This window comes from Pinibacter soli, from assembly GCF_029961145.1.
Taxonomy (GTDB): domain Bacteria; phylum Bacteroidota; class Bacteroidia; order Chitinophagales; family Chitinophagaceae; genus Pinibacter; species Pinibacter soli.
In genome coordinates this window covers 71,759-95,686 of sequence record NZ_JASBRG010000005.1, presented here as the reverse complement: position 1 = coordinate 95,686, position 23,928 = coordinate 71,759, and the positions used below count along the sequence as shown (strand labels likewise).

General features: G+C 39.3%; 26 protein-coding genes. 21 read left to right on the top strand and 5 right to left on the bottom strand.

Going from position 1 to position 23,928, the window contains the following annotated elements:
• Positions 1 to 55: 55 nt before the first annotated feature.
• From rplX to QJ048_RS07795, 18 genes are all read left to right on the top strand, one after another.
• Positions 56 to 394: a 50S ribosomal protein L24 gene (rplX, locus tag QJ048_RS07880; RefSeq protein WP_217792280.1), complete on the top strand. Its 339-nt coding sequence runs from the start codon at positions 56 to 58 to the stop codon at positions 392 to 394.
• A complete protein-coding gene (rplE, locus tag QJ048_RS07875; RefSeq protein WP_282333799.1) occupies positions 394 to 969 on the top strand; it encodes a 50S ribosomal protein L5 in 576 nt (191 codons plus the stop codon). Before rplX ends, rplE begins: the two co-directional genes overlap by 1 nt.
• Positions 970 to 981: 12 nt before the next feature.
• Entirely contained in the window at positions 982 to 1,251 is a 270-nt protein-coding gene (gene rpsN / locus QJ048_RS07870) for a 30S ribosomal protein S14 (RefSeq protein ID WP_217792278.1), read from the top strand.
• Positions 1,252 to 1,335: 84 nt separating this feature from the next.
• Complete coding sequence (gene rpsH, locus QJ048_RS07865; RefSeq protein WP_217792277.1) at positions 1,336 to 1,734, top strand: 30S ribosomal protein S8; 399 nt, start codon at positions 1,336 to 1,338, stop codon at positions 1,732 to 1,734.
• A gap of 134 nt (positions 1,735 to 1,868) precedes the next feature.
• On the top strand, positions 1,869 to 2,423 hold the full coding sequence (gene rplF / locus QJ048_RS07860; protein ID WP_282333798.1) for a 50S ribosomal protein L6: 555 nt from the start codon (positions 1,869 to 1,871) through the stop codon (positions 2,421 to 2,423).
• A 147-nt stretch (positions 2,424 to 2,570) separates the two neighbouring features.
• Positions 2,571 to 2,924, top strand: a complete 354-nt coding sequence (gene rplR, locus QJ048_RS07855; RefSeq protein ID WP_282333797.1) for a 50S ribosomal protein L18 — start codon at positions 2,571 to 2,573, stop codon at positions 2,922 to 2,924.
• A 36-nt stretch (positions 2,925 to 2,960) separates the two neighbouring features.
• Positions 2,961 to 3,479 carry a 30S ribosomal protein S5 gene (gene rpsE / locus QJ048_RS07850; RefSeq protein WP_217792274.1) on the top strand — a complete coding sequence of 173 codons (519 nt, stop codon included), beginning with the start codon at positions 2,961 to 2,963 and terminating at the stop codon, positions 3,477 to 3,479.
• Between the two features lie 66 nt (positions 3,480 to 3,545).
• Positions 3,546 to 3,725 (top strand): 50S ribosomal protein L30, encoded by a 180-nt coding sequence (gene rpmD, locus QJ048_RS07845; protein WP_282333796.1) that lies wholly within the window; start codon positions 3,546 to 3,548, stop codon positions 3,723 to 3,725.
• Positions 3,726 to 3,880: 155 nt separating this feature from the next.
• Positions 3,881 to 4,330, top strand: a complete 450-nt coding sequence (gene rplO / locus QJ048_RS07840) for a 50S ribosomal protein L15 (RefSeq protein ID WP_282333795.1) — start codon at positions 3,881 to 3,883, stop codon at positions 4,328 to 4,330.
• Between the two features lie 178 nt (positions 4,331 to 4,508).
• Positions 4,509 to 5,843 carry a preprotein translocase subunit SecY gene (gene secY, locus QJ048_RS07835; protein WP_282333794.1) on the top strand — a complete coding sequence of 445 codons (1,335 nt, stop codon included), beginning with the start codon at positions 4,509 to 4,511 and terminating at the stop codon, positions 5,841 to 5,843.
• 82 nt (positions 5,844 to 5,925) lie between these two features.
• Positions 5,926 to 6,729: a type I methionyl aminopeptidase gene (gene map / locus QJ048_RS07830; RefSeq protein ID WP_282333793.1), complete on the top strand. Its 804-nt coding sequence runs from the start codon at positions 5,926 to 5,928 to the stop codon at positions 6,727 to 6,729.
• A 155-nt stretch (positions 6,730 to 6,884) separates the two neighbouring features.
• Entirely contained in the window at positions 6,885 to 7,289 is a 405-nt protein-coding gene (locus QJ048_RS07825) for a hypothetical protein (RefSeq protein ID WP_282333792.1), read from the top strand.
• Positions 7,290 to 7,421: 132 nt separating this feature from the next.
• On the top strand, positions 7,422 to 8,651 hold the full coding sequence (locus QJ048_RS07820) for a BaiN/RdsA family NAD(P)/FAD-dependent oxidoreductase (protein WP_282333791.1): 1,230 nt from the start codon (positions 7,422 to 7,424) through the stop codon (positions 8,649 to 8,651).
• Between the two features lie 304 nt (positions 8,652 to 8,955).
• Complete coding sequence (locus QJ048_RS07815) at positions 8,956 to 9,249, top strand: hypothetical protein (RefSeq protein WP_282333790.1); 294 nt, start codon at positions 8,956 to 8,958, stop codon at positions 9,247 to 9,249.
• Positions 9,250 to 9,491: 242 nt separating this feature from the next.
• Entirely contained in the window at positions 9,492 to 11,378 is a 1,887-nt protein-coding gene (rpsA, locus tag QJ048_RS07810) for a 30S ribosomal protein S1 (protein WP_282333789.1), read from the top strand.
• Positions 11,379 to 11,512: 134 nt separating this feature from the next.
• Positions 11,513 to 12,271 (top strand): hypothetical protein, encoded by a 759-nt coding sequence (locus tag QJ048_RS07805; protein ID WP_282333788.1) that lies wholly within the window; start codon positions 11,513 to 11,515, stop codon positions 12,269 to 12,271.
• Positions 12,268 to 12,894, top strand: a complete 627-nt coding sequence (locus QJ048_RS07800) for a hypothetical protein (protein WP_282333787.1) — start codon at positions 12,268 to 12,270, stop codon at positions 12,892 to 12,894. The genes QJ048_RS07805 and QJ048_RS07800 overlap by 4 nt, the downstream gene beginning before the upstream one ends.
• 104 nt (positions 12,895 to 12,998) lie before the next feature.
• On the top strand, positions 12,999 to 14,933 hold the full coding sequence (locus tag QJ048_RS07795; RefSeq protein ID WP_282333786.1) for a peptide-N-glycosidase F-related protein: 1,935 nt from the start codon (positions 12,999 to 13,001) through the stop codon (positions 14,931 to 14,933).
• Positions 14,934 to 14,956: 23 nt separating this feature from the next.
• On the opposite strand, the gene hxpB is transcribed toward QJ048_RS07795, so the two are convergent.
• Positions 14,957 to 15,613 (bottom strand): hexitol phosphatase HxpB, encoded by a 657-nt coding sequence (gene hxpB / locus QJ048_RS07790; RefSeq protein WP_282333785.1) that lies wholly within the window; start codon positions 15,611 to 15,613, stop codon positions 14,957 to 14,959.
• Positions 15,614 to 15,817: 204 nt separating this feature from the next.
• Here hxpB and QJ048_RS07785 point away from each other — a divergent pair, with 204 nt between their 5' ends.
• The gene (locus QJ048_RS07785) at positions 15,818 to 16,624 is read left to right on the top strand and encodes a lysophospholipid acyltransferase family protein (protein ID WP_282333784.1); all 807 of its coding nucleotides are present in this window, start codon (positions 15,818 to 15,820) and stop codon (positions 16,622 to 16,624) included.
• A 129-nt stretch (positions 16,625 to 16,753) separates the two neighbouring features.
• Here the strand turns inward: QJ048_RS07785 and QJ048_RS07780 are convergent, their stop codons facing one another.
• From QJ048_RS07780 to QJ048_RS07770, 3 genes are all read right to left on the bottom strand, one after another.
• Positions 16,754 to 17,746 (bottom strand): helix-turn-helix transcriptional regulator, encoded by a 993-nt coding sequence (locus QJ048_RS07780; protein ID WP_282333783.1) that lies wholly within the window; start codon positions 17,744 to 17,746, stop codon positions 16,754 to 16,756.
• Positions 17,747 to 17,790: 44 nt separating this feature from the next.
• A complete protein-coding gene (locus tag QJ048_RS07775; RefSeq protein WP_282333782.1) occupies positions 17,791 to 18,357 on the bottom strand; it encodes a UbiX family flavin prenyltransferase in 567 nt (188 codons plus the stop codon).
• 557 nt (positions 18,358 to 18,914) lie between these two features.
• Positions 18,915 to 20,171, bottom strand: a complete 1,257-nt coding sequence (locus QJ048_RS07770; RefSeq protein WP_282333781.1) for an aminotransferase class I/II-fold pyridoxal phosphate-dependent enzyme — start codon at positions 20,169 to 20,171, stop codon at positions 18,915 to 18,917.
• A gap of 221 nt (positions 20,172 to 20,392) precedes the next feature.
• Between QJ048_RS07770 and QJ048_RS07765 the strand changes: the two genes are divergently transcribed.
• Positions 20,393 to 21,061, top strand: a complete 669-nt coding sequence (locus QJ048_RS07765; protein WP_282333780.1) for a FadR/GntR family transcriptional regulator — start codon at positions 20,393 to 20,395, stop codon at positions 21,059 to 21,061.
• Positions 21,062 to 21,081: 20 nt separating this feature from the next.
• Positions 21,082 to 22,302 carry an MFS transporter gene (locus QJ048_RS07760; protein ID WP_282333779.1) on the top strand — a complete coding sequence of 407 codons (1,221 nt, stop codon included), beginning with the start codon at positions 21,082 to 21,084 and terminating at the stop codon, positions 22,300 to 22,302.
• A 124-nt stretch (positions 22,303 to 22,426) separates the two neighbouring features.
• Here the strand turns inward: QJ048_RS07760 and QJ048_RS07755 are convergent, their stop codons facing one another.
• Positions 22,427 to 23,656 (bottom strand): proline dehydrogenase family protein, encoded by a 1,230-nt coding sequence (locus QJ048_RS07755; RefSeq protein ID WP_282333778.1) that lies wholly within the window; start codon positions 23,654 to 23,656, stop codon positions 22,427 to 22,429.
• Positions 23,657 to 23,928 lie beyond the last annotated feature (272 nt).

The window sequence follows — 23,928 nt, the reverse complement described above, 5'->3', positions numbered from 1 at the left end:
CCGATTGGGACGCATATCAATAAAAAGTAGCTAATTAAGCATAAATAGAATCTCAATGAGTACAAGATTCAAACCGAAATACAACATAAAAAAGGGCGATACAGTAGTTGTGATCGCTGGTGACGATAAAGATCTGAAGAAACCTCGTAAGGTTTTGGAAGTGATTGTTGATAAAGGTAAAGTAATCGTAGAAGGTGTTAACATCGTTACCAAACACACTAAACCATCTGCCCAAAATACAAAAGGTGGTATCGTAAAAGTTGAAGCTGCTCTTAGCATTTCCAATGTAATGCTTTGGGACGCTAAAAAAAGCGAGCCAACGAAAGTAAAACGTACCAGGGACAATGGTAAACTAGTTCGTATTTCAAAAAAATCAGGGGAGGTAATTAAATAATGAGCACAGTAAAATACACTCCGCGTTTGGCAGACAAATACACTAAAGAAGTGGTTCCTGCCTTAATGAAGAAATTCGGTTACAGCACTGTAATGCAGGCTCCCAAATTGGAAAAGATTTGCGTGAACCGTGGTGTTAACGGAGCAGTAAACGACAAGAAATTAGTTGATATCGCTGTTGATGAGCTGAGTAATATCACTGGTCAAAAAGCAGTAGCGACTACATCTAAAAAAGATATCTCAAACTTCAAGTTGCGTAAGAACATGCCAATTGGCGCAAGAGTTACTTTACGCGGTGAAAGAATGTATGAGTTTCTTGATCGTTTAATTGCAGTTGCATTACCTCGTGTACGTGACTTTAAAGGTATCAACGAAAAATCTTTCGATGGTCGTGGTAACTACACTTTGGGCGTAACTGAGCAGATCATTTTCCCGGAAATCGATATCGATAAAGTAAACAAAATTACTGGTTTGGATATCACTTTCGTGACTACTGCCAATACAAACGAAGAAGCATACGAACTTTTGAAAGAATTGGGTATGCCTTTTAAAAATATTAAAAAAGACAACAACTAATCAAAAACCACTATGGCGAAAGAATCAGTAAAAGCCAGACAAAGGAAAAGAGAAGCAATGGTTGCGAAATTTGCTGAAAAAAGAGCAGCATTGAAAGCAGCTGGAGACTATCAGGCATTGGACTCATTGCCAAAAAATGCTTCTCCTGTGCGTTTGAAAAATCGTTGCCAGTTAACAGGCCGTCCTAAAGGTTACATCCGTTACTTCGGTTTGTCAAGGGTAACTTTCCGCGACATGGCTTTGGCAGGTAAAATACCAGGTGTTAAAAAAGCAAGCTGGTAAGAAAAAAATATTGAGTGATGCGGGTATGGATATCACGCATCCCCATTAAAACAATTTGTGAACACAATTTTAATTGAATAAAAAATGGTAACTGATCCTATAGCAGATTTTCTGACAAGAATCCGTAATGCTCAGATGGCAGGTCATCGTTTAGTTGAGATCCCTGCATCTAACTTGAAAAAACGCATTACCGAAATTCTTTACGACAAAGGATACATTTTGAAATACAAATTCGAAGATGATAACAAACAAGGTGTTATCAAAATCGCTTTGAAATATGATCCTTCTACTAAACAGCCTGCTATCCAATCTTTGGAAAGAGTAAGCCGTCCTGGTTTGCGTCAATATGCTAAACCAAATGAATTTAACAGAGTTAAAAACGGTTTAGGTATTGCTATCATCAGTACTTCTAAAGGCGTAATGACTGATAAAGAGGCGAAATCACAGAATGTAGGTGGTGAAGTATTGTGCAACATATACTAATACATAATTATTGCAAACCTTAACGGGTTTGCAATTTTGACTATATATAACAACCAGCTGCTGATACATTAAGCTGAACTATACTAAGCTGACCGATTAGCAGTATTCATAAACAAGCAGACAAATTAACTATCATGTCTCGTATAGGTAAACAACCGATTAAAGTTCCTGCAGGTGTTACAATTACTGCTGGCGCTGATAACGTTATCACAGTTAAAGGCCCTAAAGGTGAATTGAAGCAACCAATTGACAGGGATATCAAAGTTGAAGTGAAAGATGGCGAAGTAATCATTACTCGTCCAACAGATCAGATCCGTCACCGCGCTATGCATGGTTTGTACCGTGCGTTAGTTGCTAATCTTGTAAAAGGTGTAACTGATGGATTTAAGAAAGAACTTGAGTTAGTGGGTGTTGGTTTTAAAGCCGCTAATCAAGGTAACATGCTTGATCTTGCATTAGGTTACTCTCACAACATTTTGATTGAAGTTCCAAGTGAAATTAAAGTAGTAACTATTACTGAAAAAGGTCAAAACCCTAAAATCACTTTGGAAGGAAGCGATAAACAATTGCTTGGTCAGGTTGCAGCTAAAATCCGCAGCTTGCGTAAGCCAGAGCCTTACAAAGGTAAAGGTGTTCGCTACAGCAATGAAGTTGTACGTAAGAAAGCTGGTAAATCAGCTGGTAAATAAGATTGATTTGAAAATTTGGAAATGTGGTAGTTGGAAAATTTTGGTTCTAACCTTAAAAGAAAAATTACGCAGCACATTTTCAAATTTTCAAATTCATAAATTTTCAAATTAGCCTCCGGCAGCATCGGAGGAACAAAATAAAAAACAATGGATACTAAAGTTATCAGGCGCCAGAAGATCAGATACCGCATCCGTAAAAAAGTTGCTGGTACTACTGTTAAACCTCGTTTGGCGATTTTTAGAAGCAACGCAGACATTTATGCTCAGCTTATCGACGATCAAACTGGCACTACAATAGCATCTGCTTCATCTAGAGATAAAGATATCGCAGCGCAAAAAGCTCCTAAAGTTGAAAAAAGTAAACTGGTTGGTGCTGCTATTGCACGTAAAGCAACTGAATTAGGTGTAAAAGAAGTTTTATTTGATCGTGGTGGTTATTTATACCATGGTCGTGTTAAAGCTGTAGCTGACGGAGCACGTGAGGGAGGCTTACAATTCTAATTTAATTTTTTACATTTCGAATTTCAAATTGAAATAATGTCTAAAGTAATCGCAAATAAAGTAAAAGCCGGCGACCTGGAATTAAAAGAAAAGGTAGTTGCAATCAACCGTGTTGTAAAAACTACAAAAGGTGGTCGTGCATTCAGCTTCTCCGCTTTGGTTGTTGTAGGTAACGAAGGTGGTGTTGTTGGTCACGGTCTTGGAAAAGCTAAAGAAGTACAAGAAGCTATCACTAAAGGAATTGAAGATGCAAAAAAGAACTTGATTAAAGTTCCTGTAATGCACGGTACTATTCCTCATGATCAGCTTGCAAAAGAAGGTGCTGCTAAAGTATTGATTAAACCAGCTGCTCATGGTACTGGTGTGATCGCAGGTGGTAGCATGCGTGCTGTATTGGAAAGTGCAGGCATCACTGACGTTTTGGCTAAATCTCTTGGTTCTGCTAACCCACACAACGTGGTTAAAGCAACAGTAAAAGCTTTGGCTTTATTGAGAGAACCAATCCAGGTTGCTAAAACTCGTACAGTAGGACTTAAGAAAGTATTTAATGGATAAATGTTGAGGAGTAAAGAATAGAGAATTTTCTTTAGGATTTACGCCTTACACCTTAACTGGTTTAACATGAAAAAGATTAAAATAACACAAATTAAAAGTGCAATTGACAGACCGGAGCGTCAAAAATTAACTTTGAAAGCTTTAGGGTTAAACAAATTGCATGTTACTAAAGAAGTAGAAGCTACTCCTCAAATCTTGGGTATGGTTAGAAAAGTTAGCCATATGTTGAAAGTGGAAGAAGCTTAAGCAATTTGAAAATTTGAAAATATGGTGATTTGAAAATTGGGTCACAATACCCAGTTCTAAAAGTTGATTCATATTAATTTTCAAATTTTCAAATTCACAAATTTTCAAATTATAATGCGAGGGGCGATTCCCCGTTAAGTTTAAAATCAAGAAAGATGAAATTACATACTCTTAGACCTGCAAAAGGTGCTACTCATAAAGAAAAACGTCTTGGACGTGGTGAAGCTTCCGGTAAAGGTGGAACTTCAACAAAAGGTAACAAAGGTGGTCAAAGCCGAGCTGGTTACAAAAGCAAAATGGCTCACGAAGGTGGTCAGATGCCTATTCAAAGACGTGTTCCAAAACGTGGTTTCAAAAATATCAGCCGTGTTGAATACAAAGTATTTAACTTAGGTCAAATTGACCAGTTGGTTGAGAAATATGGTATAACTGAATTCTCTTTGGAGAATTTGTACATGAACGGCTTGATTGCACAAACTGACAAAGTGAAAGTTCTTGGAAACGGTGAGTTGAAAGCTAAGGCTACTTTCAAAGTAAACGCTGTTAGTGAGAAAGCAAAAGCTGCAATCGAAGCTGCTGGCGGTTCCGTAGAAGTGGTAAAATAATTTCTGAATCTTGAGTTATTGCATATATTTACAAATATGCGACTGACTTAAGTGATATTAATAAATTGATTACTTAACTTTGAAACAGGTTTGCATGCGAAAGATTTTTAATCGTATTGGCAAACCTGTTTTTGGTTTTTGAAAAAAAGAATTTTAATTTAAAAAACTTCTTGAATCCGTGAAGAAACTCATACAGACCCTGAAAAATATTTGGAGTATAGAAGAGTTGAGAAGCAAAATCATCACTACTTTACTTCTTATATTAATTTACAGACTGGGTGCGCACATTGTATTGCCAGGATTGGATCCTAACAAAATTAACTTAGCCGGTGCTAAATCCGGTGCATTGGGTTTAATTGATGCCTTTGCGGGTGGAGCGTTTTCTCAAGCTTCTATTTTCGCTCTTGGTATCATGCCTTATATCTCTGCTTCTATCTTTATGCAATTGATGACGATTCTTGTTCCTCAGATGCAAAAGATCCAAAAAGACGGAGATAGTGGCCGTAAGAAAATTAACCAGTGGACAAGATATCTTACTGTTGGTGTTACAATGGTACAAGCTGGTGCTTATGTAGCATACTTGCGCCAAACTAACTCTAGCGCTTTATTTGAGTCCTATAAAGAATTCTTTTGGGTTTCAACAATGATCGTTCTAACTGCAGGTACATTGTTTGTAATGTGGTTGGGCGAGAAAATTACCGATAAAGGATTGGGTAATGGTACTTCTTTGATCATCATGGTTGGTATCCTTGCGCGCCTTCCACAAGCGTTGATGCAAGAGTGGGACCACCAAAATGTTAGAGGTGGCGGGGGACTACTCATCTTTTTGCTTGAAGTTATGGTGCTTGTCGCAATCATAATGGGGCTGATCGTGTTAGTTCAAGGTGTTAGAAAAGTTCCTGTTCAATATGCTAAACAAATTGTTGGAAATCGGCAATTTGGAGGAGCTCGTCAGTTCTTGCCTTTAAAGGTGAACGGTGCTGGTGTAATGCCTATCATCTTTGCTCAGGCAATCATGTTCTTACCAACTTTGATTTCTTATTCTAACTTTGAGAATAAAGCAGGTATTGCAAAAATATTTGCAGATCCGAAGAACGGCTGGCACATGATCATCTACGCTGTAATTGTTATTGCATTTACCTTTCTTTATACGGCCCTGATCTTTAACCCTAAACAAATAGCAGAAGATTTGAAACGTAATAACGGTTTTGTTCCTGGTGTAAAACCTGGTCAACCAACTGCGGATTATATCGGAGCTATTATGGACAGAATAACATTACCAGGAGCGGTTTTCTTAGCTATCGCTGGTATTCTGCCAGGATTTGCTCAGTGGGCCGGTGTCACACAAGGGTTTGCTTCATTTTTCGGAGGCACATCATTATTGATCATGGTAGGCGTAATTCTGGATACATTGCAACAAATAGAAACTCAGTTATTGATGAGGCAGTATGATGGCTTGATGAATACAGGCCGCATACAAGGTCGTCAAGCGACTCAGACCTCAGTAATTTAGTCTTTTGTTACCGAATGATATTTAACCTGGCAAGTGAAAAGACTTGTCAGGTTTTTTTTTAAGAGGAAAAATAGATAAACGTATGATTTATTATAAGACGCAGGCGGAGGTAGAATTGATGAGAGGAAGCAGTTTACTGGTAAGTGCTACTCTTGCAGAAGTTGCTAGAATCCTTAAGCCTGGAATGACTACTTTGGAGGTTGACGCCATCGCAGAAAAGTTTATACTAGATAATAAAGCTGTTCCTAATTTCAAGAACTATAAAGGATACCCTTTTGCTACCTGTATCTCAGTTAACGATGCTATTGTGCATGGTTTTCCAAATGATGTCCCGTTAAAGAACGGCGATGTCGTATCCGTAGATGTTGGGGTTTATAAGAATGGATTTCACGGGGACAGTGCCTATACTTTTGCAATCGGTTCGATAAGTGATGAAGTAAAACAGTTGCTTCGGGTAACAAAAGAATCGTTGAATCTTGGAATTGAAAAAGCAATTACTAATAATCGCGTAGGTGATATTTCATTTGCTATTCAGGAGTACACAGAGAAGAAACATAAATACGGGGTGGTTCGTGAGTTGGTTGGGCATGGCCTCGGGAAAAGTTTACATGAAGACCCTCAAGTGCCTAACTATGGTAAGAGGGGCAGTGGACAGAAACTTCGTGATGGATTGGTGATCGCTATTGAACCAATGATTAATCTTGGTAAAAAAGAAGTTTACTATGATGATGACGGCTGGACAGTTCGAACAAAAGATGGTCTTCCATCCGCGCACTACGAGCACAATGTTTGTATCAGAAAAGGAACCCCGGATGTCCTTTCTTCCTTCACTGAAATTGAAAAGAATGAGAAAGCAAATCCACATTTGGATTCAAGTTACTTTTAAATATTAAGCAGTCAGGGTAGGATCTAGTTTTTATATTTAGATGACTATCTGATTGAAATTGATTTCAAAAGCCACAATGACATTTGTGGCTTTTGTTTTTTGATTGAAGTTGATGAAGTATTATCTTGGCCGAAATTTAGAATAACACATATCTTATGAGCACCCTTACCCAATCCCAACAAGATACCTGTCTTTACTTTGGTATCGGCGGAGCGATGTTATCTTCCACCTGTTTAATTCAACTTCTGGTTTTGATGGCAGGATTTCACTTCATACATGTATTCGTAATGGCCGTTTACATTTTTGCAATAATAGCTTACGTGCTCCTTGCACGATTAAGATCAAGTGCGCCGTTAGTTCTGACAATAGAATTAGGGTTGTCGCTGGTAGCACTGCTGTCGTTATTGATTTCGGGATTATTTTCTTTGGTCGCATCAATTCTTTTTATGTACAATCTCGTTGTCATTGCCATTTTATATGGTGGGTACTACAACAAGAAACTACAGGCCGATGCTGTTGTGCGAAGAGCTGAGAGAGATGAGTGGCAGGGGAAAATCTGATTTAAAAATTAGCAGACTATTTAGATGTAAAAAAATGGGGAAACAAAAAGAGCCCCTTCTTTTGATAAATAATTGAGAGTCGGTAATACGACAGTCTTTTATTTTAGTGAATTGTCGCATACATTTGACACGATGAAAAGAAAAAGACTTATCGTTATCGGAGGCGGGGCGGCCGGTTTTTTTTGTGCCATTAATGCAGCAATTGCAAACCCTTTACTGGAGGTAATAATTGTAGAAAAAAGCAGTAAACTTCTTAGCAAAGTGAAGGTTAGTGGTGGAGGAAGATGTAATGTTACGCATGCGTGTTTTTCGATAGCAGAAATGACAAAAAAATATCCTCGTGGAGGAAATTTTGTAAAGAAAACTTTTCATCATTTTTTTACAACAAACACGATCGAGTGGTTTAAACAAAGGGGCGTTGAACTAAAAACTGAAGAAGATGGCAGAATGTTTCCGGTGACAGATTCTTCTCAAACAATTATTGATTGCCTGCTTCGTGAAGCTAATAAACATAAGATTCAGATTCTTCTAAATGCTGATGTAAAAAAGATTGAAACTGCAAGCGATACTTTTCTTTTGCAATTTGCAGATGGCAGAAATTTTGAATCGGATTTTATATGCATTGCATGTGGAGGTTTCCCAAAACTTTCAATGTTTGATTGGCTCAAAGAAACTGGGCACGGCATCATTTCGCCTTTACCTTCTTTATTTACATTCAATATGCCAGGTAATAAGATAACGAACCTCATGGGCATTAGTGTTGAGAATGCATTGGTGAAAATCGTTGGTTCAAAGCTTTCACAACAAGGCCCTCTTTTGATAACGCATTGGGGGATGAGTGGCCCTGCAGTTTTGAAGCTTAGTGCATGGGGTGCACGAGAGTTTGCCGAGAAAAATTATTCGTTTTCAATTGTTGTAAACTGGGTTCCGGAATACAATGAAAATTCTTTGAGAGAATTTATTCAGCAATACAGATTTGAAAAAGCTTCACAAAAAATTATAAATAAAAATCCTTTCCAATTACCTCAGCGTTTGTGGGAGTATTTGCTAGAACAATCAGAAGTAAAAGCAAATATTAATTGGGCAGACCTTCCCACAAAAGAGCAAAACAAATTGATCAAAAATATCTGCGCCCAGGAGCATATTGTAAATGGCAAAACAACTTTCAAAGAAGAGTTTGTTACAGCAGGAGGCATTAATCTTAGTGAAATTGACAGCAATACCATGATGAGCCGAAAAGTAAACAACCTTTTTTTTGCAGGCGAAATAATTGACGTAGATGGCATTACGGGTGGGTTTAACTTTCAGAATGCATGGACAACTGGTTTTATTGCCGGAAATGCAATTGCAAAGGTGCAGTAGAATTCTTGCCTTTTTTCGATAGTTTTTTGACGAAATGTAGAAAGCGAATTTATAAAACAAATTGAACTTTGTTTTCATGTTAGCGATCTAGCTAACGAACCGGAAACAGTTTTTCGTTTTATAAACTAACATTACCATGATCACCAAAAAACTTCCGCTAGATACTACTGACAAAAGGATATTGTCGAGAAATATGACTATAGCGTTTTTAGTTACACTTTTTGTAACAATAGCTTTCCTGTCAGTGCTTGTATTTTTCTTTATTCAAAATAATAATTGGTCAATCGGTGAGGTATTAATTTGTATGATAGCAAGCATACTTCCGCTTGCCATGATAAATGCATACGTTGACTATCATAGAAGTATGATGAATAGCAACAAGTATGTCTACGCTGGCATCATTACCGATAAATTTTCGAGAAAAAATCAATTTCTGAACAATTCCTACTTTACCCTGGACGGTCAAAAAGTGTTTTTTGGCGGAGCTATTAGCTCAAAACATAGCGATCAGATACAAATGTGGGATTGGATAGAAGTACACTGGTTACCTCAAACTAAAAAAGCGCTGTACATTAAGAAAATCAGGCCGTTTAGATAACATGACAACGTAATTTTTGCAGCTTAACGCTGAAATCCAATTTCGATATCTAAAACCACAGGGAATGCCATCAGGCATTCCTTTTTGTTAATACTGCAAATAGATGAGTATCAATCTGATAACATTTTATTTTGGCGGTGTTGATCAAGGGAAAAATTATGCGTAAAAAGGCTGAAAACCTTGTCAGGTCGTTATTTTAATCTATCTTTGCAATCCCAAATAAAAAACCATTGGGAATTATCATGTCTGAAAATCAAATTATTAACTCAAACGCTGAAGGACAGGAGTCTGCTGCTGCACAACCTGCAGAAGTAGCTACAGCGACAACAAATGTACCTGTTCAAACTGCTCACGACGATTTCGACTGGAGCATTGACAAACGTAACGTTTCTACTTACAGCCAGGCTGAAAAAGAAAAGTACGACAAAGTTTACGACAATACTTTTGTAACAATCACTGACGGTGAATTGGTTAAAGGTGCTGTTGTAGCATTGACTAAAACTGATGTTGTTATCAACATTGGCTTTAAAAGCGACGGATTGGTTTCTTTCAACGAATTCCGCGATCTTCAAAACCTTTCAGTAGGTGATGAAGTTGAGGTTATGGTAGTTGAAAAAGAAGACAGAGAAGGTAATTTACACCTTAGCCGCAAACAAGCTCGTATTACTCGTGCTTGGGAAAGAATTGTGGAAGTTCACAAAACTGGCGAAATTGTTACCGGTACTGTTACCAGCAAAACCAAAGGCGGCTTGATCGTTGATGTGTTTGGCATGGAAACATTCTTACCAGGTTCTCAAATTGACGTTAAACCAGTTACAGACTACGATCAGTTTGTTAACAAGACCATGGAGTTCAAAGTAGTGAAAGTAAACGAAGCAATTAAAAATGCTGTAGTTTCTCACAAAGCTTTGATCGAAAGCGATATCGAAGCACAACGTGCAGAGATCATGAGCAAACTGGAGAAAGGTCAGGTGTTGGAAGGTACAATCAAAAATATCACAGACTTTGGTGCATTTATGGACCTTGGCGGCTTAGATGGTTTGTTGTACATCACAGACATCAGCTGGGGACGTATCACACACCCTTCAGAGGTGTTGAAACTGGACCAAAAACTGAACGTTGTAGTATTGGATTTCGACGACGACAAAAAACGTATCAGCCTTGGTTTGAAACAATTGACTCCTCATCCTTGGGATGTGTTGCCTGAAGCAATTAAAGAAGGTGAAGTTGTAAAAGGTAAAGTCGTAAACATCGAAGATTACGGTGCTTTCCTTGAAATTTTGCCAGGTGTTGAAGGTCTGGTTCACGTAAGTGAAATTACATGGGCTAACACTCCAATCAACGCTAAAGAATTCTTCAAATTAGGCGATGAGCATCAAGCTAAGATCGTAACTCTTGACAAGGATAGCAGAAAAATGAGCTTGTCTATCAAGCAAATGACTCCAGATCCTTGGAACGAGATCGAAACTAAATATCCAGTTGACAGCAAACACAAAGGTTTGGTGAAAAACATCACTCCTTACGGTGTATTTGTTGAACTTGAGCCAGGTATCGGTGGTATGATCCACATCAGCGATTTGAGCTGGTTGAAACGTTTCAATCACCCATCTGAGTACACTAAAGTTGGTGAGCACATCGACATCATCATCCTTGGTATCGACAAAGAAAACCGCAAATTGCAACTTGGTCATAAACAATTGGAAGAAGATCCTTGGAATGCATTGGAAGACACATTTGCTGTTGGTACACTGCACGAAGGAACTGTTATCCGTAAAGATGACAAAGGCGCTATCGTTCAATTACCTTACGGTTTAGAAGGTTTCGCTCCTGCTCGTCACCTTGGAAAAGAAGACGGCAAAACTGTGACTGCAGATGAAACTGCACAGTTCATGGTTATCGAGTTCGACCGCAACGAAAAACGTATCGTTCTTTCTCACGCTCGTATTTGGGAGCAAGCTCAAGCTAGCGAAAAAGACGCTGCTAGAAAAGAAGCAAAAGCTGAAGCTGATAAAACGAAGAAAGCTGTTAAGAACATTCAAGGTAAAGTAGAGAAAGCTACTCTAGGTGACCTTGGTGTATTGGCAGAGTTGAAAAAGAAAATGGAAGGTGGCGACGAAGCTGCTCAGTAATTAAGATTATCATCTAATCTTTATATAGCCCTCCGCTAAGCGGAGGGCTTTTTAATTTTTAACATTTAGTGAAGCCACAATCTTCGTCGTTTTGTTGTCACAGGTAGAGTCTTTTTCAGATCAATTCACCACCCATGAACCGAATTTTGTTGGCAATAGCTTTACTTACTTCATTTTTTTCTCTGAATGCTCAGAACAGAGGACTCTGGCAGGTCGGCGCATATACCAATGTGTTAGCATTTAACCCAAAAGCAAATAATGGAAATTTTATCCGCGCAGTGAGTACAGGTGCCGAGGACGCAATTTCGTCGAATGCCTTCCAATGGAGTGTTGGAGGCAGTGTAGAAAGGGCGTTGAACAAGCGTTTATTTGTGAGCTCTGGAATTTCTTTTTCGCAGTTTCAAACATCTACATTTAATCAATCTGGTATTGGAAGCTATCCTTTTTATGCTCTGGTAAATAAAAATCAAAACCAGGTTGAATATGCTTCAGTAGATCGCATTTATACCGTTAGAAAATATTTGGGTGTTCCTTTAGAAGTGAGGTTCGAACCTCCTCATCCGAAGAACGGCGCATTTTATCTTAAGGCAAGTATCACCACTCAGTTTGCCGTTGGAAAGTCTTTGACGGAGATTACAATGAGTGATAGTTCTGCTTATAGCGGCAGTATAAGTCTTCCGAAACATTATGACAACACACGGGATGTTTTCTGTAGCGGGTACGCGGGTATGGGATTTCGTATTGGAAGGCTTGAACATTTGAATGGTAGAATGGAAGTTGGAGTGCCCGTACCGTTCACCAGTACTGCGGGTGCATATAGGCTTCGTGCGGGAATAATGGCTAGTGGAACATTGTATTATCCTTTAAGTAAAAAAATAAAACATTCAAAATGAGCCGGAACCTTTCTGCAGTAATAATATTTTGCATGACAATTTCTCTTTGTACAGGTTGTTATAGGGATACAACCGAGCAGAATTTTCAAAAGCCTGTTTTCATTAATGATGTGGACAATCCTGGTTTGCCTATTTCCTCGGAATTGGGCTACAATACATTCGGAGCGTATTATAACTCAAAGATCTGGGTTTCGTCAAAAAACCAAAACAATATCTCATCCGATGCTGAGTTTATCGTAGGAACATTTAACGACTCCACCGTCATTCATTTTAAAGGCAATGATTACACAAACCAACCTTTGGAAATTGACTTTCTTATTACTAAAAATGTAATAGTTAGTGACGACGATCTTGTGATATTTGGTAAACGGTCCTTCAATTTGAAAGGAGACTCAGTCAAAATAAGAATAGGGAGTACGGTCATTAATGCCCAGTCAGGAAGTATTAATTTTTCCAGTGTTCGCAGTTTGATTTTAGATAAGAAGAAAATGGGCACTATTATCTCAGGCACATTCGAAATGACCGGTATACTAAACGGAAACAAAGTTGAACTGGAAAACGGTAGGTTTGATTTACTCGTGCCGTCAATGCCTCATTTCTACAATTATATTGGCCAATGGTGATAGCTTTCCAGATGTGTATGTGTTACTATTATGGAGTACTTTGTCAATTCAGGACTTTGTTGAGATGAGGTTAATTTCGACATTTGCTTGAATTCAATTGCCAAATGAAGTATTTAATCTTAGCGATTCTTGCCTGTGTGGTCATACCAGCTTTTGCTCAAAAGCCCGTGGTTGTGGATGTTACTACACACAATCGTACCACCATTGTTTGTAATGTTAAAACAGGATCCAATCCATATCCTCAATGGGGCGTATTTCCCGCCGGCAGTTTTTCAGTTCGAAAAATAATCATGAATGTTACTTTGGGAAGCCCGTTGCCCGATAGCATGACAACTGCGCATTGGGATTATCTCGACCATATTATGCTTCGGAAGAAGGGTGGTGTAAATGGTGAAACAATTAATTATGAGCTGGGCAGAATGCTTACGCCATATGGAAGTATTTATGACAAAGGTTGGAGTTGGCAATGGAAAGTTGATGTGACAGATTTTGCAACATTTCTCCGCGACAGTGTTGAAATTGTATATGTTCATTCGGGCTATGAATCTGCAAATGTCGGATGGTCATTAACCATCAATTTTGAAATTACACAAGGGCCGCCGGTTGTTACTCCGCTTGGTGTTACTCCTCTTTGGAACAAAGGATACAAATATGGTGATGCCAAAGCAAAAATTGAAGATAGTTTGCTGCCCGTTACATATCAGTCTCCCGCTGGAACGGCATTGAACCGCATCAGGATCCAGCATACCGGGCATGGCATGGACAAGCCGAAGGGATGCAGCGAATTTTGCCAACGCTGGCGTGAATTGAGACTTGATGGCAAGCTGGTTGATCGCCGCGATATGTGGAAAGACTGCGGAAACAACGCGCTTTATCCGCAGGGTGGAACCTGGATTTATCATAGGGCATATTGGTGCCCGGGCGATTTGCAGGAGCCTGATGTAATTGATGAATTTGTCAAACCGGGCGAACATAAGGTTAATCTTACAATGGAGCCTTACACGGCTACGGATAATGTGCAGGCCGTGGAAGATATTTCAGCTTATCTTTTTCATTACTCAAAACCTTTGCATAAGAATGATGTAGCTATTGATAAGGTTTTAGTTCCGAACGATGAGCAGCGTTTTTTTAGACTAAACCCCGCGAGTTTTGATCCACGTTTCTCTATCCGTAATTTGGGCTCCGAGGACCTTCACTCGGTTACTATAACTTACGGAACTAACGGCTTTGCAAAAAAGGTTTATAATTGGAAAGGAAACTTGAAGTTTGATCAAACTACCGAAATAATTCTTCCTGGTGAAATTCAAATGAAGGAAGGCAAAAACACATTTACAGTGACGCTTTCCAAACCCAATGGCAAAACAGACGCGTGGATGGGAGATAATGAAATGACGACGAATTTCAATGCCCCCAAAAATCTTCCCAACGAATTTGTAATGCAGTTAAAAACGAACAACAAACCTGCTGATAATGAAATTTATTTGACAAACCTTTCTGATACGCTTTTGAAGATAAAACCGGCATCAAAAGATTCCAATGTTGTTATCACTGATACGGTTAAACTAAAAGATGGGTTCTATGAACTGTGTCTTAATGATAAAGGAGGGGATGGGTTGCAGTTTTGGGCCGAGCCTCAGAATGGTGATGGATATTTACGGTTGTTTGATATGAAAGGCACTTTGATTCATGCTTTTGAAAGTGATTGCGGTGACGGTGAAAAGCTTGCCTTTCGCTCATCTTCAAAATTTGTAAATGATACCGTTCAGGGTAAGTACGCTTTCTCGCTATATCCACGATTGACGGCGGAAAATACCGAACTGAATTTTGTGTCCAACACAACGAGCAATATGCGGGTAGAAATCACGGTTGATGGCAAGATCTACGAAACGCACGAATATCAAAATGTGAAAAGCGGAGATTATGTTTATAGCCTGTCGAACTTACCCGTAGGACGAATCATCCTTGAAGTATTCATGAATGGTAGAAGTCAATTCAAGGGAAGATTGAACAAGATAGCACGCGGTCAAAGGAAGAGGTAGTAAAGGTTTCATTTCGACAGTGCTTACTTACCTAGTCTTTCAAGCAGCAGATCGTTGAAGTTTAACAATGATGAAAGCTTAAGATCTGCGGCTTCCCACTTGTGTTCGTTTCTTTGCTGAGGAGCAGGAATGATCACACATTTCATGCGTGCGCCTTTTGCGGCGATCATACCATTAAAAGAATCTTCGAAGCATATGCATTCCAAAGGAGATGAATTTAGGGCTTCGGCGCAGTTAAGGAACACCTGGGGATGTGGTTTACCGTAAGGCAAATGCTCGGCAGAAGTGATGGCTTGCAAGTAGTGACCAATATTGAGCTTTGCAACAACAACATCAATCAGACTTTTTGGAGACGAAGTTGCCAAACCAATTTTAAATCCCCGTTCGCTGAAATAGTTGAAAATATATTCAACGCCAGGCATTGGTTTGCCAAATTCTCTTATTGAATCGATTGCCTTTTCAATAATGATGTCAACGGCGGGTTTTGCTGGTGCGGTTATGCTAAAATGCCTGAACCAGTATTCGATCCACTCTTGTGTGCGCAAACCCGTTGTTTTGTGATATTCATCTTGTGTGATTGCCACATTGTATTGCGCCAGGGTAGCAATGCCGGCTTTCTCCCACAAAGGTTCAGAATCGATCAACAAGCCATCCATATCAAAAATAACGGTGTTCAGCATCTTAAGTGTTTAAGTGCCGCAAAGATAGGGGGGAAGTTTTGAGTTTTGAGTAGTGGGTTTTAAGTTGCTGTGTGTAATCAATAATCTTACAATTTATTATTCAAAACTTACTACTCAAAACTCATGACTCAAAACTTTTTCCGTAAATTAATTGTTCAAAACGCTTAAATTGCACGCTGTTTTCGAATAAAATTAACGCATGAGATGAGTTCACAACCAATAATTGCTCGCTTGAAAAATTTGAATATTGTTCGTAAAGTAGTTTACACAATTGTTGGTCTATTTTCATATCCAAGATTTGTGTGGGTAAACAAGTTTAGAATTGAGGGCGTGGAGCATCTTAAAGCTCTTCCCCGGAACAATGTGCTTTTTGTGAGCAATCACCAAACATATTTTGCTGATGTAATTGCGTTCCTTCATATTTTTTGCGCATCCAAATGGGGACGTTATAAAAACACGCTGGGTATTCCATATTATCTGCTCAATCCATTCACCAATGTATACTTCGTGTCTGCCGCAGAAACAATGCAAGCCAATTGGGTGAGTCGTTTTTTCGCGCTTGCAGGTGCTATAACGGTAAAACGCACATGGGTTGAAAAAGATAAAAAAGAAGTTCGTAAGGGCCTCGATCCATCCGATACCAGGAAGATATTACGAGCTTTGGACAACAGTTGGGTAATCACTTTTCCGCAAGGAACAACCAAAGCTTATGCGCCCGGACGAAAAGGAACTGCATTGGTGATTAAGCAGACAAAACCAATTGTAGTGCCTGTGGTCATCAGCGGATTTTGGCGTGCCTTTGATAAGAAAGGATTGCGCTTTAAAAAGAAGGGGTCTTTGCTAACCGTAAGGTTTAAAGAACCCATGGAGATTGATTATAACGATACTACCGAAAACATTCTTGAAAAAGTGATGGACGCGATTGAGCAAAGCAAGACGCATATGTTGAAAGGAGCGCATCACAGGGAGAGGTTGGGAATTAAAGACCAGGAATCAGGAGTTAGGAATTAGAAATTAGAAATTAGAAAGGTGATTCCGACCTTCAAATATATAAAGCAAAGGGTCGCATTCAGTAACGAATGCGCCCCTTTCAGTTTTTATCAATTACTGCAATGGCGTTTTTTATTTTCTAATTCCTGATCACCCCGCGTGCTTCAGTGTTCCCGGCAAAATCCCAAATTCCTTTTTAAAAGCTGTGGCAAAGTTGCTCAGATTGGAGTAACCAACGTGCATGCCCACTTCCTTCACTGAATAATCACCGGTTAACAGCATTTCCCTCGCTTTTACCATCCTTTGTTTTTGATAGTAGGAATAAATGCCGCTATCGTAAACCTCGCGGAAAATGCGCTTTAATTTGGCAGGGCTCATTGCCACCGTAGTTGCCAGTTCCTCTATAGTAGGCGGTGAGACGGTCACATCTTTTGTAAGAATCTCTTCCACTTCCTGCAGGCTTGAAATATCGTGCTTGGATATGCGCACATGCTTTGTGAGCGATTGGTTCTTGTCGTACAAACGCGTAAAGAAACGTTCAATTATCAGCATCACGCGATTCTGCACGATACCGAGCCAGAGAGGGTTGTCGTGGCCGGTTTCCATGATCTCGTTGAATAGCCTTTTATATTCTGCATCCAGCGGTTCTATGTTGCTGCTGGCTGTTTTTAAATTTATGTATGCTCCCAACACATCATCGGAGTCGGTAATACCCAGATGTTTGCCCAACCATTCTTTATTAAAAATAACGTTGAGACCTTTTAATGATCCACCTTTTGTTACGAGATACGATATATCGAAAATTGTGCTTGTCAGATATATGGCGGAATGCTTGTCGGCTGTTTCCTTATGCTCGTCCGCATCGATCAGAAAAGTGAAGTTGTCGTTGATCGTTATCTCCTCGTATCGCAATGTGTAGTAATCGTCATGCGTTTTCAGTCGCCTGATGCAGTAAGTTCCATGAATAGTATAGTCGGAAATGATAGCTTGCAAACCGTTTGGCAATTCTATCAGTTGCATAAAACCGTGACCTATATGCTCCGGAAACACAATGCGGTCATTTATAACAGTTGTTCCCAAAGCAGCGGCAAAGTCTTGCAGAAAGGTTCGGTAGTCGGTGGTGGTATATTCAAACTTAAACAAAGCAAACAAGTTTTGTTGAATATAATAACAATTATGCGTTTAAACTAGTTCGTTCCCCAGCGAAAAGTTGTCAGAGATAGTCCGGCCAGGTCAATTAACCTGTCTACAACCGTTGCTGCGGCTTCTTCTATAGTTGTGGGTTTACTGTAAAACGAAGGGGTAGCGGGACAAATAATTCCTCCGGCAAGCGTAATTGTTTCCATGTTACGAATATGGATAAGGTTGTAGGGTGTTTCCCTGGCAACGCAAATGAGCTTCCTTCTTTCTTTTAGAATTACATCTGCGGCTCTCGTAATGAGGTCATTTGAAATTCCCTGGGCAATCCGGCCCAGCGTGCCCATAGAGCAGGGAACTATTATCATAACGTTATATTGCCCGGAACCGGAAGCAAAAGGTGCGAAAAAATCCTGTTGCGTGTAAAATTTATAAGGATACTTTTTATAATCTTCATTTCCGAGTTCGGTGTTCCAGACTATTTTGGCATTTTCTGTCATTACAACGCCTACCTCTTCCCATTGCTCTTTTAAAAGCATGAGTTTGTCCATCAATATTTTCGTGTAGATAGAACCACTTGCGCCAGTTACTGCTATAACTATTCTGTTTTTTGCCATTGTTCCCTTTTTTTCTAATATCAAAATTATAGAGGAATCATTGTCTGATTGCATAAATAATCACAGAAAACCAGCGAATCCGGGAAAAGGAAATCTGTAAAATTATTAAATGTGAAATTTGCAATGATGTCTAAATAAAATCTTAAAATTATTTGAAAACATATGCAACATATCAATACGCCGTGTTGTCTTTAGTTTAGGTTTTTCATAGGATATTGGATTAAAATTTGGGCTGGATTTCTATCCTGGCCCTTTTTTTTGCACTAAACCCTGGGGATTAAGTAGAAGTACTCGGGTTATATATTATATTTCCTGAATGGATTTGATTTCGATCAATAAAGTATCAAAGTTGCAAAAAAAATTACAAGTGCAACTAAAGTTATCATTTCAACATCTTATATTTGAATTTTCATAGGATAAGGTTTAATGGTTAATGGTATTTGATTAGTGCATCCCGCCCAACAGGCGGGATTTTTTTTGTTCATTCACAACTAGTTATAAAAAAAGAGTAGTTCGCCGAACTACTCTTTTTATTTGAAATTTATATTAAAGTAAGATTATAAAGCCTCTGCCATGTCTGGAATTTCCGCAACACGGTATTGTCCTTCATCCAGCTTCTTTTTCGTTTCAGTAAATGCAGTCAATGTTAATTCGATGTCTTCATCTGTATGAGCAGCTGTAGGAATAAGTCTGTAGATAATGTGCCCCTTAGGTATAACCGGATAAACTACAATCGAGCAGAAAATATTGTAGTTTTCTCTCAGATCCAGTACCATTGCAGTTGCTTCGGGAACGTCGCCTTTCATATACACCGGTGTAACCATTGTATTGGTTTTACCAAGATCAAAACCTCTTTCGCGAAGGCCGTTTTGAAGTTTATTGGTAACATCCCACAATCTGTTTTTCAATTCAGGCATTGTTTGCAGCATTTCCATGCGTTTCAACATCCCTTCCACGATAATAAGCGGTAAACTTTTAGCGAAGATCTGAGATCTTGTATTGTAGCGCAAGTAAGCCAAAACATCTTTACGGCCGGAAATAAATGCGCCAATGCTACCCATGGATTTTACGAATGTAGAGAAGTAAAGGTCGATTTCATCCTGTACGTCTTGTTCTTCATCTGTACCGGCGCCAGTTTTACCCATTGCACCAAAACCATGCGCATCATCGATCAAAATGCGGAACTCATATTTCTTTTTAAGGTCAACGATCTCTTTTAATTTACCCTGATCGCCGCTCATGCCATATACGCCTTCTGTGATCAACAAAATACCGCCACCGGTTTTTTCAACCATTTTAGCGGCACGTTGCAATTGCTTTTCGCAATCTTCAATATCGTTATGTTTGAAAGTGTAGCTATAGCCCATGTGTAAGCGAACGCCGTCAACAATACAAGCGTGACATTCTGCATCGTATACGATAACGTCTCTTCTGTTTACCAAAGCGTCAATACAACTCATGATACCCTGGTAGCCGAAGTTCAGCAACATCGCGTCTTCTCTTTTTGTAAAGCCGGCTAAAACTTTTTCAAGTTGGTCATGATATTTTGTGTTACCACTCATCATGCGGGCTCCCATCGGGTAACCCATTCCCCATCTTGCAGCAGCTTCTGTATCCGCTTTTCTCACCTCAGGATGGTTTACGAGTCCAAGGTAGTTGTTTAAGCTCCAAACGATTCTTTCTTTTCCTCTGAATGTCATTCTGCTCCCCAGTTCACCTTCCAGCTTTGGAAACGCAAAATAACCATGTGCTCTTTTCATGTGCTGACCTATCGGACCACCGTCCTTCACTAGTTTTTCAAAAACATCTGCCATATTAAAAAATGTGGATTATGGGTTTTTTAAAAAAAATAAGAGCAAAGTTAAGGCATTGAGCTGAAAGCAGCTGAATACTGGCCGCAGGATAGGGCCTTTTAATCGGCACTTTTGCTTGAATAGCAGCGTAATTTTAGGCTTGTGGAAAACTACCCCCAAAACAGGCCGAAGTAATTATGATTTGACAAGCCAAACTTTTAGCTTTGTAAACATCTGATGATATGATGAATGCAGCCAAAATAAGCAAATTGAGTCTTGCAGAAGAAGTTGCTGGACGACTAAAGGAACTGATCAGTTCTGATAGGTACGAAGTGGGCGAAAAACTGCCAACGGAGCCTGAACTAATGGAGCAGTTTGGCGTGGGCCGCTCGTCGATACGAGAGGCGATAAGAATTCTCACAAATGATGGATTTATAAAAGTGAGACAAGGCACAGGAACGACCATTGTTTCCAAAACAGGCTTTGGTGAGCCCTTATCGCAAAGATTGATGAGAGCGAAATTCGATGAAGTAAATGAAGTGCGTCTTGCAATAGAAGAAAAGATCGTGGAGATGGCTGTGGTGCGTAGGTCCGAGGCGGATGTGATGAAAATGAAACAAGCGGTTTTATTGCGAAGAAAATATGCGCAGGCGCAAAATCTTCCGGCTTGTATCCAGGCCGATATTGATTTTCATATTGTCATTGCGGAGGCATCGGCCAATAGTATTATGGTGGAGATTTATCAAACTGTCGCCATGCACTTAAAGAATATGTTTTTGGAAAAATTTGAAAGCACAGAAGTTTTCATGGAAACACAAGATATGCATGAGCAACTCCTGAAAGCCTTTGCTGATAAGGATTTGCAGAGTGCCTTGAAGATTTCAAAGAGTATAGCAACCCATAAAAAGTAATCTTACAAATTGACCAGGTAATGAAAACAATAGAACAACCTTCGGTAACAGTTGCACAGGAACTAGCAGAGAAAACCGTTTATTCGGTGCTCATTGCTTTAAGCGTTTCGCATTTATTGAATGATACATTGCAATCATTAATTCCGGCAATCTATCCGCTGGTAAAGGAATCGCTTAAACTCAACTTTACACAAATAGGATTGATCACGTTGGTGTTTCAATTATCGGCTTCTTTACTACAACCAATTGTTGGCTTATACACCGATAAAAAACCGCAGCCATTTTCTTTAGCAATAGGCATGAGCTTTACATTAAGCGGATTGATCTGTTTATCTTTCGCTTCAACTTTTCCAATGGTCCTTGTATCGGTGGCATTGGTTGGAATTGGTTCGTCAATATTTCATCCTGAAGCTTCGAGACTGGCCCACATGGCTGCGGGAAGCAAACATGGCATGGCGCAATCGCTGTTTCAGGTGGGCGGAAATGCAGGTAGTTCGTTAGGTCCATTGTTAGCGGCTGCGATCATTGTGCCGTTAGGACAAAGACATGTTATCTGGTTTTCTTTAGCTGCTTTGGTAGCGATAGTAATTATGATAAATATCGGGAAATGGTATAAGCAAAACACCAATCGCATTAAGAGTAAAAAATCGATAATAATTAATACAGACAATCATTTGCCAAAATCAAAAATTGTACTGTCTGTAATCATTTTGCTGGTGCTTATTTTCTCCAAATATTTCTACATGGCCAGCATGACAAGCTACTACACTTTCTACCTGATCGATAAGTTCCATGTATCAGTGCAAAGTGCACAGATCTATCTTTTTGTATTCCTGTTTTCTGTTGCTGCAGGAACCTTTCTGGGCGGGCCTTTGGGCGATAAGATCGGTCGTAAATATGTAATCTGGATATCTATACTTGGCGTAGCGCCATTTTCACTTTTGCTGCCTCACGTTAATCTTTTTTGGACAGGCATTTTAAGCGTATTTATCGGCTTGATATTGTCCTCTGCATTCTCAGCTATCTTAGTGTATGCGCAAGAGCTAATTCCCGGCAAAGTGGGTACTATTGCAGGTTTGTTCTTTGGTTTCGCCTTTGGTATGGGAGGTATTGGTTCCGCACTGTTGGGAAAGCTCGCAGATCAGACAAGCATTCAGCATGTGTACCAGGTATGTGCTTTTTTACCGTTGATAGGATTGTTGACGGGCTTTTTACCCAATTTGAAGAAAATTAATAATTAATAATTAAGAACTAATAGGTGTCGCATCGAATACGAGAATAACATAGCTATAGTTGTATCTAAACAAAGGCCGCATTCAATACTGAATGCGGCCTTATTAATTATCAATTATTAATTATTAATTATTAATTGGCTCTCCGTTTTATTTCTTTCTCGATCAAACTCAACTCTCTTCCTGTTTGTCCGCTTAGTGAGCTATTTTCCTCTGCACGGCGCATCAGGTAAGGCACTACATCTTTGATAGGGCCGAAAGGCAAATATTTACTAACGCTGCAGCCTGCTTTTGCAAGGTTGAAAGTGATGTTATCGCTCATGCCGTACAATTGTGAAAAGTGCACGTGAGGATGATCCAATTCGAAGCCTTTTAAAAGTAGTTGTTCGGTAACAAACAGATTGCTGTATTCATTGTGCGAAGCAACTATCAAAGCAACATTGTTGATATTGTCGATGCAAAGATCCACAGCTGCATTGTAATCTCTGTCCGTCGCTTCTTTATTGGGTTGTATAGGAGAAGGGTAGCCCATTTCTTCGGCGCGGTCTCTTTCTTTTTCCATATAAGCACCACGAACAATTTTTGCACCCAGAACATATTTTCTTTCAACGGCCATTTGCAATGCTTCTTCCAGGAACGACAAACGATCATGCCTGTACATTTGCAGTGTATTGTAGATAATAACTGACTTGTGATTGAATTTTTCCATCATTTTCGTTGTCAGTGCATCTACAGGTTCTTGTATCCACGAGTCCTCGGCATCTACCAAAACGCCGACATTTTTTTCATAACCTGCCTGGCTGATTTTTTGAACACGCTCCACAACTCTTTGCCATTCTGCCTTTTCTTCAGCGCTTAATTGTAGGAGGGCTTTTTCATAGCACTGTAGCAGATCACCTCGTTGTTTGTTCATTAAAGCATTGATATTTTCCAGTAACTCAAATCTTGCAAGACCTGTTACTTTAATGCTCATGAACGGAATATTTTTTTGCGTAGCGGCATAGTTGATAACGCGCAGAAATTCTTCTGTCGCGTGATCAAATCCGTGTTCGCCGTCGTCGCCGCCTTCCACACCATAGTCGAGAATAACCTGGACATGATATTTGCCTAATGTTTCCGCAACAGATTTTGTTTGTTCGAGTGTTTCACCACCAACAAACTGCTGGAAAATAGTACTACGGATCAGACCCTTCACTGGCAGTCTTAATTTGATCGCCAATGGAGTAAGGGCTATACCTGCTTTTACAAGAAAATTATTTTTCATGCAAGAGAAAAGGAAGCGAGCTTTCTTCAGGAGTTTGTCGGACTTGTACTCAAATGCGTTAGCCGTATTGTCAAAAGAAATTTTGGGGAGTGTATTCATAGTGACATTTTAAAAAAATGAATGAGCAAAATTACGGAAACCCTTTACCGGTAAGTATTTTTTAAATAAAAATGACACAATCGATTGATTAGTGAACTGAAGTGTAGAAAAATAGAAGGGCAATAGTTATTTTTAAATAAATTGGGTTATTTGTTAAAATGCATCAAATTGGCAAGAGACTTGTAAAATATATATAAGTTCTTTTTTTATTAAGAATAATATATAAACAGTTTTATAAATTGCTGATCGGGTTACCCTATGAACTTTTCCAG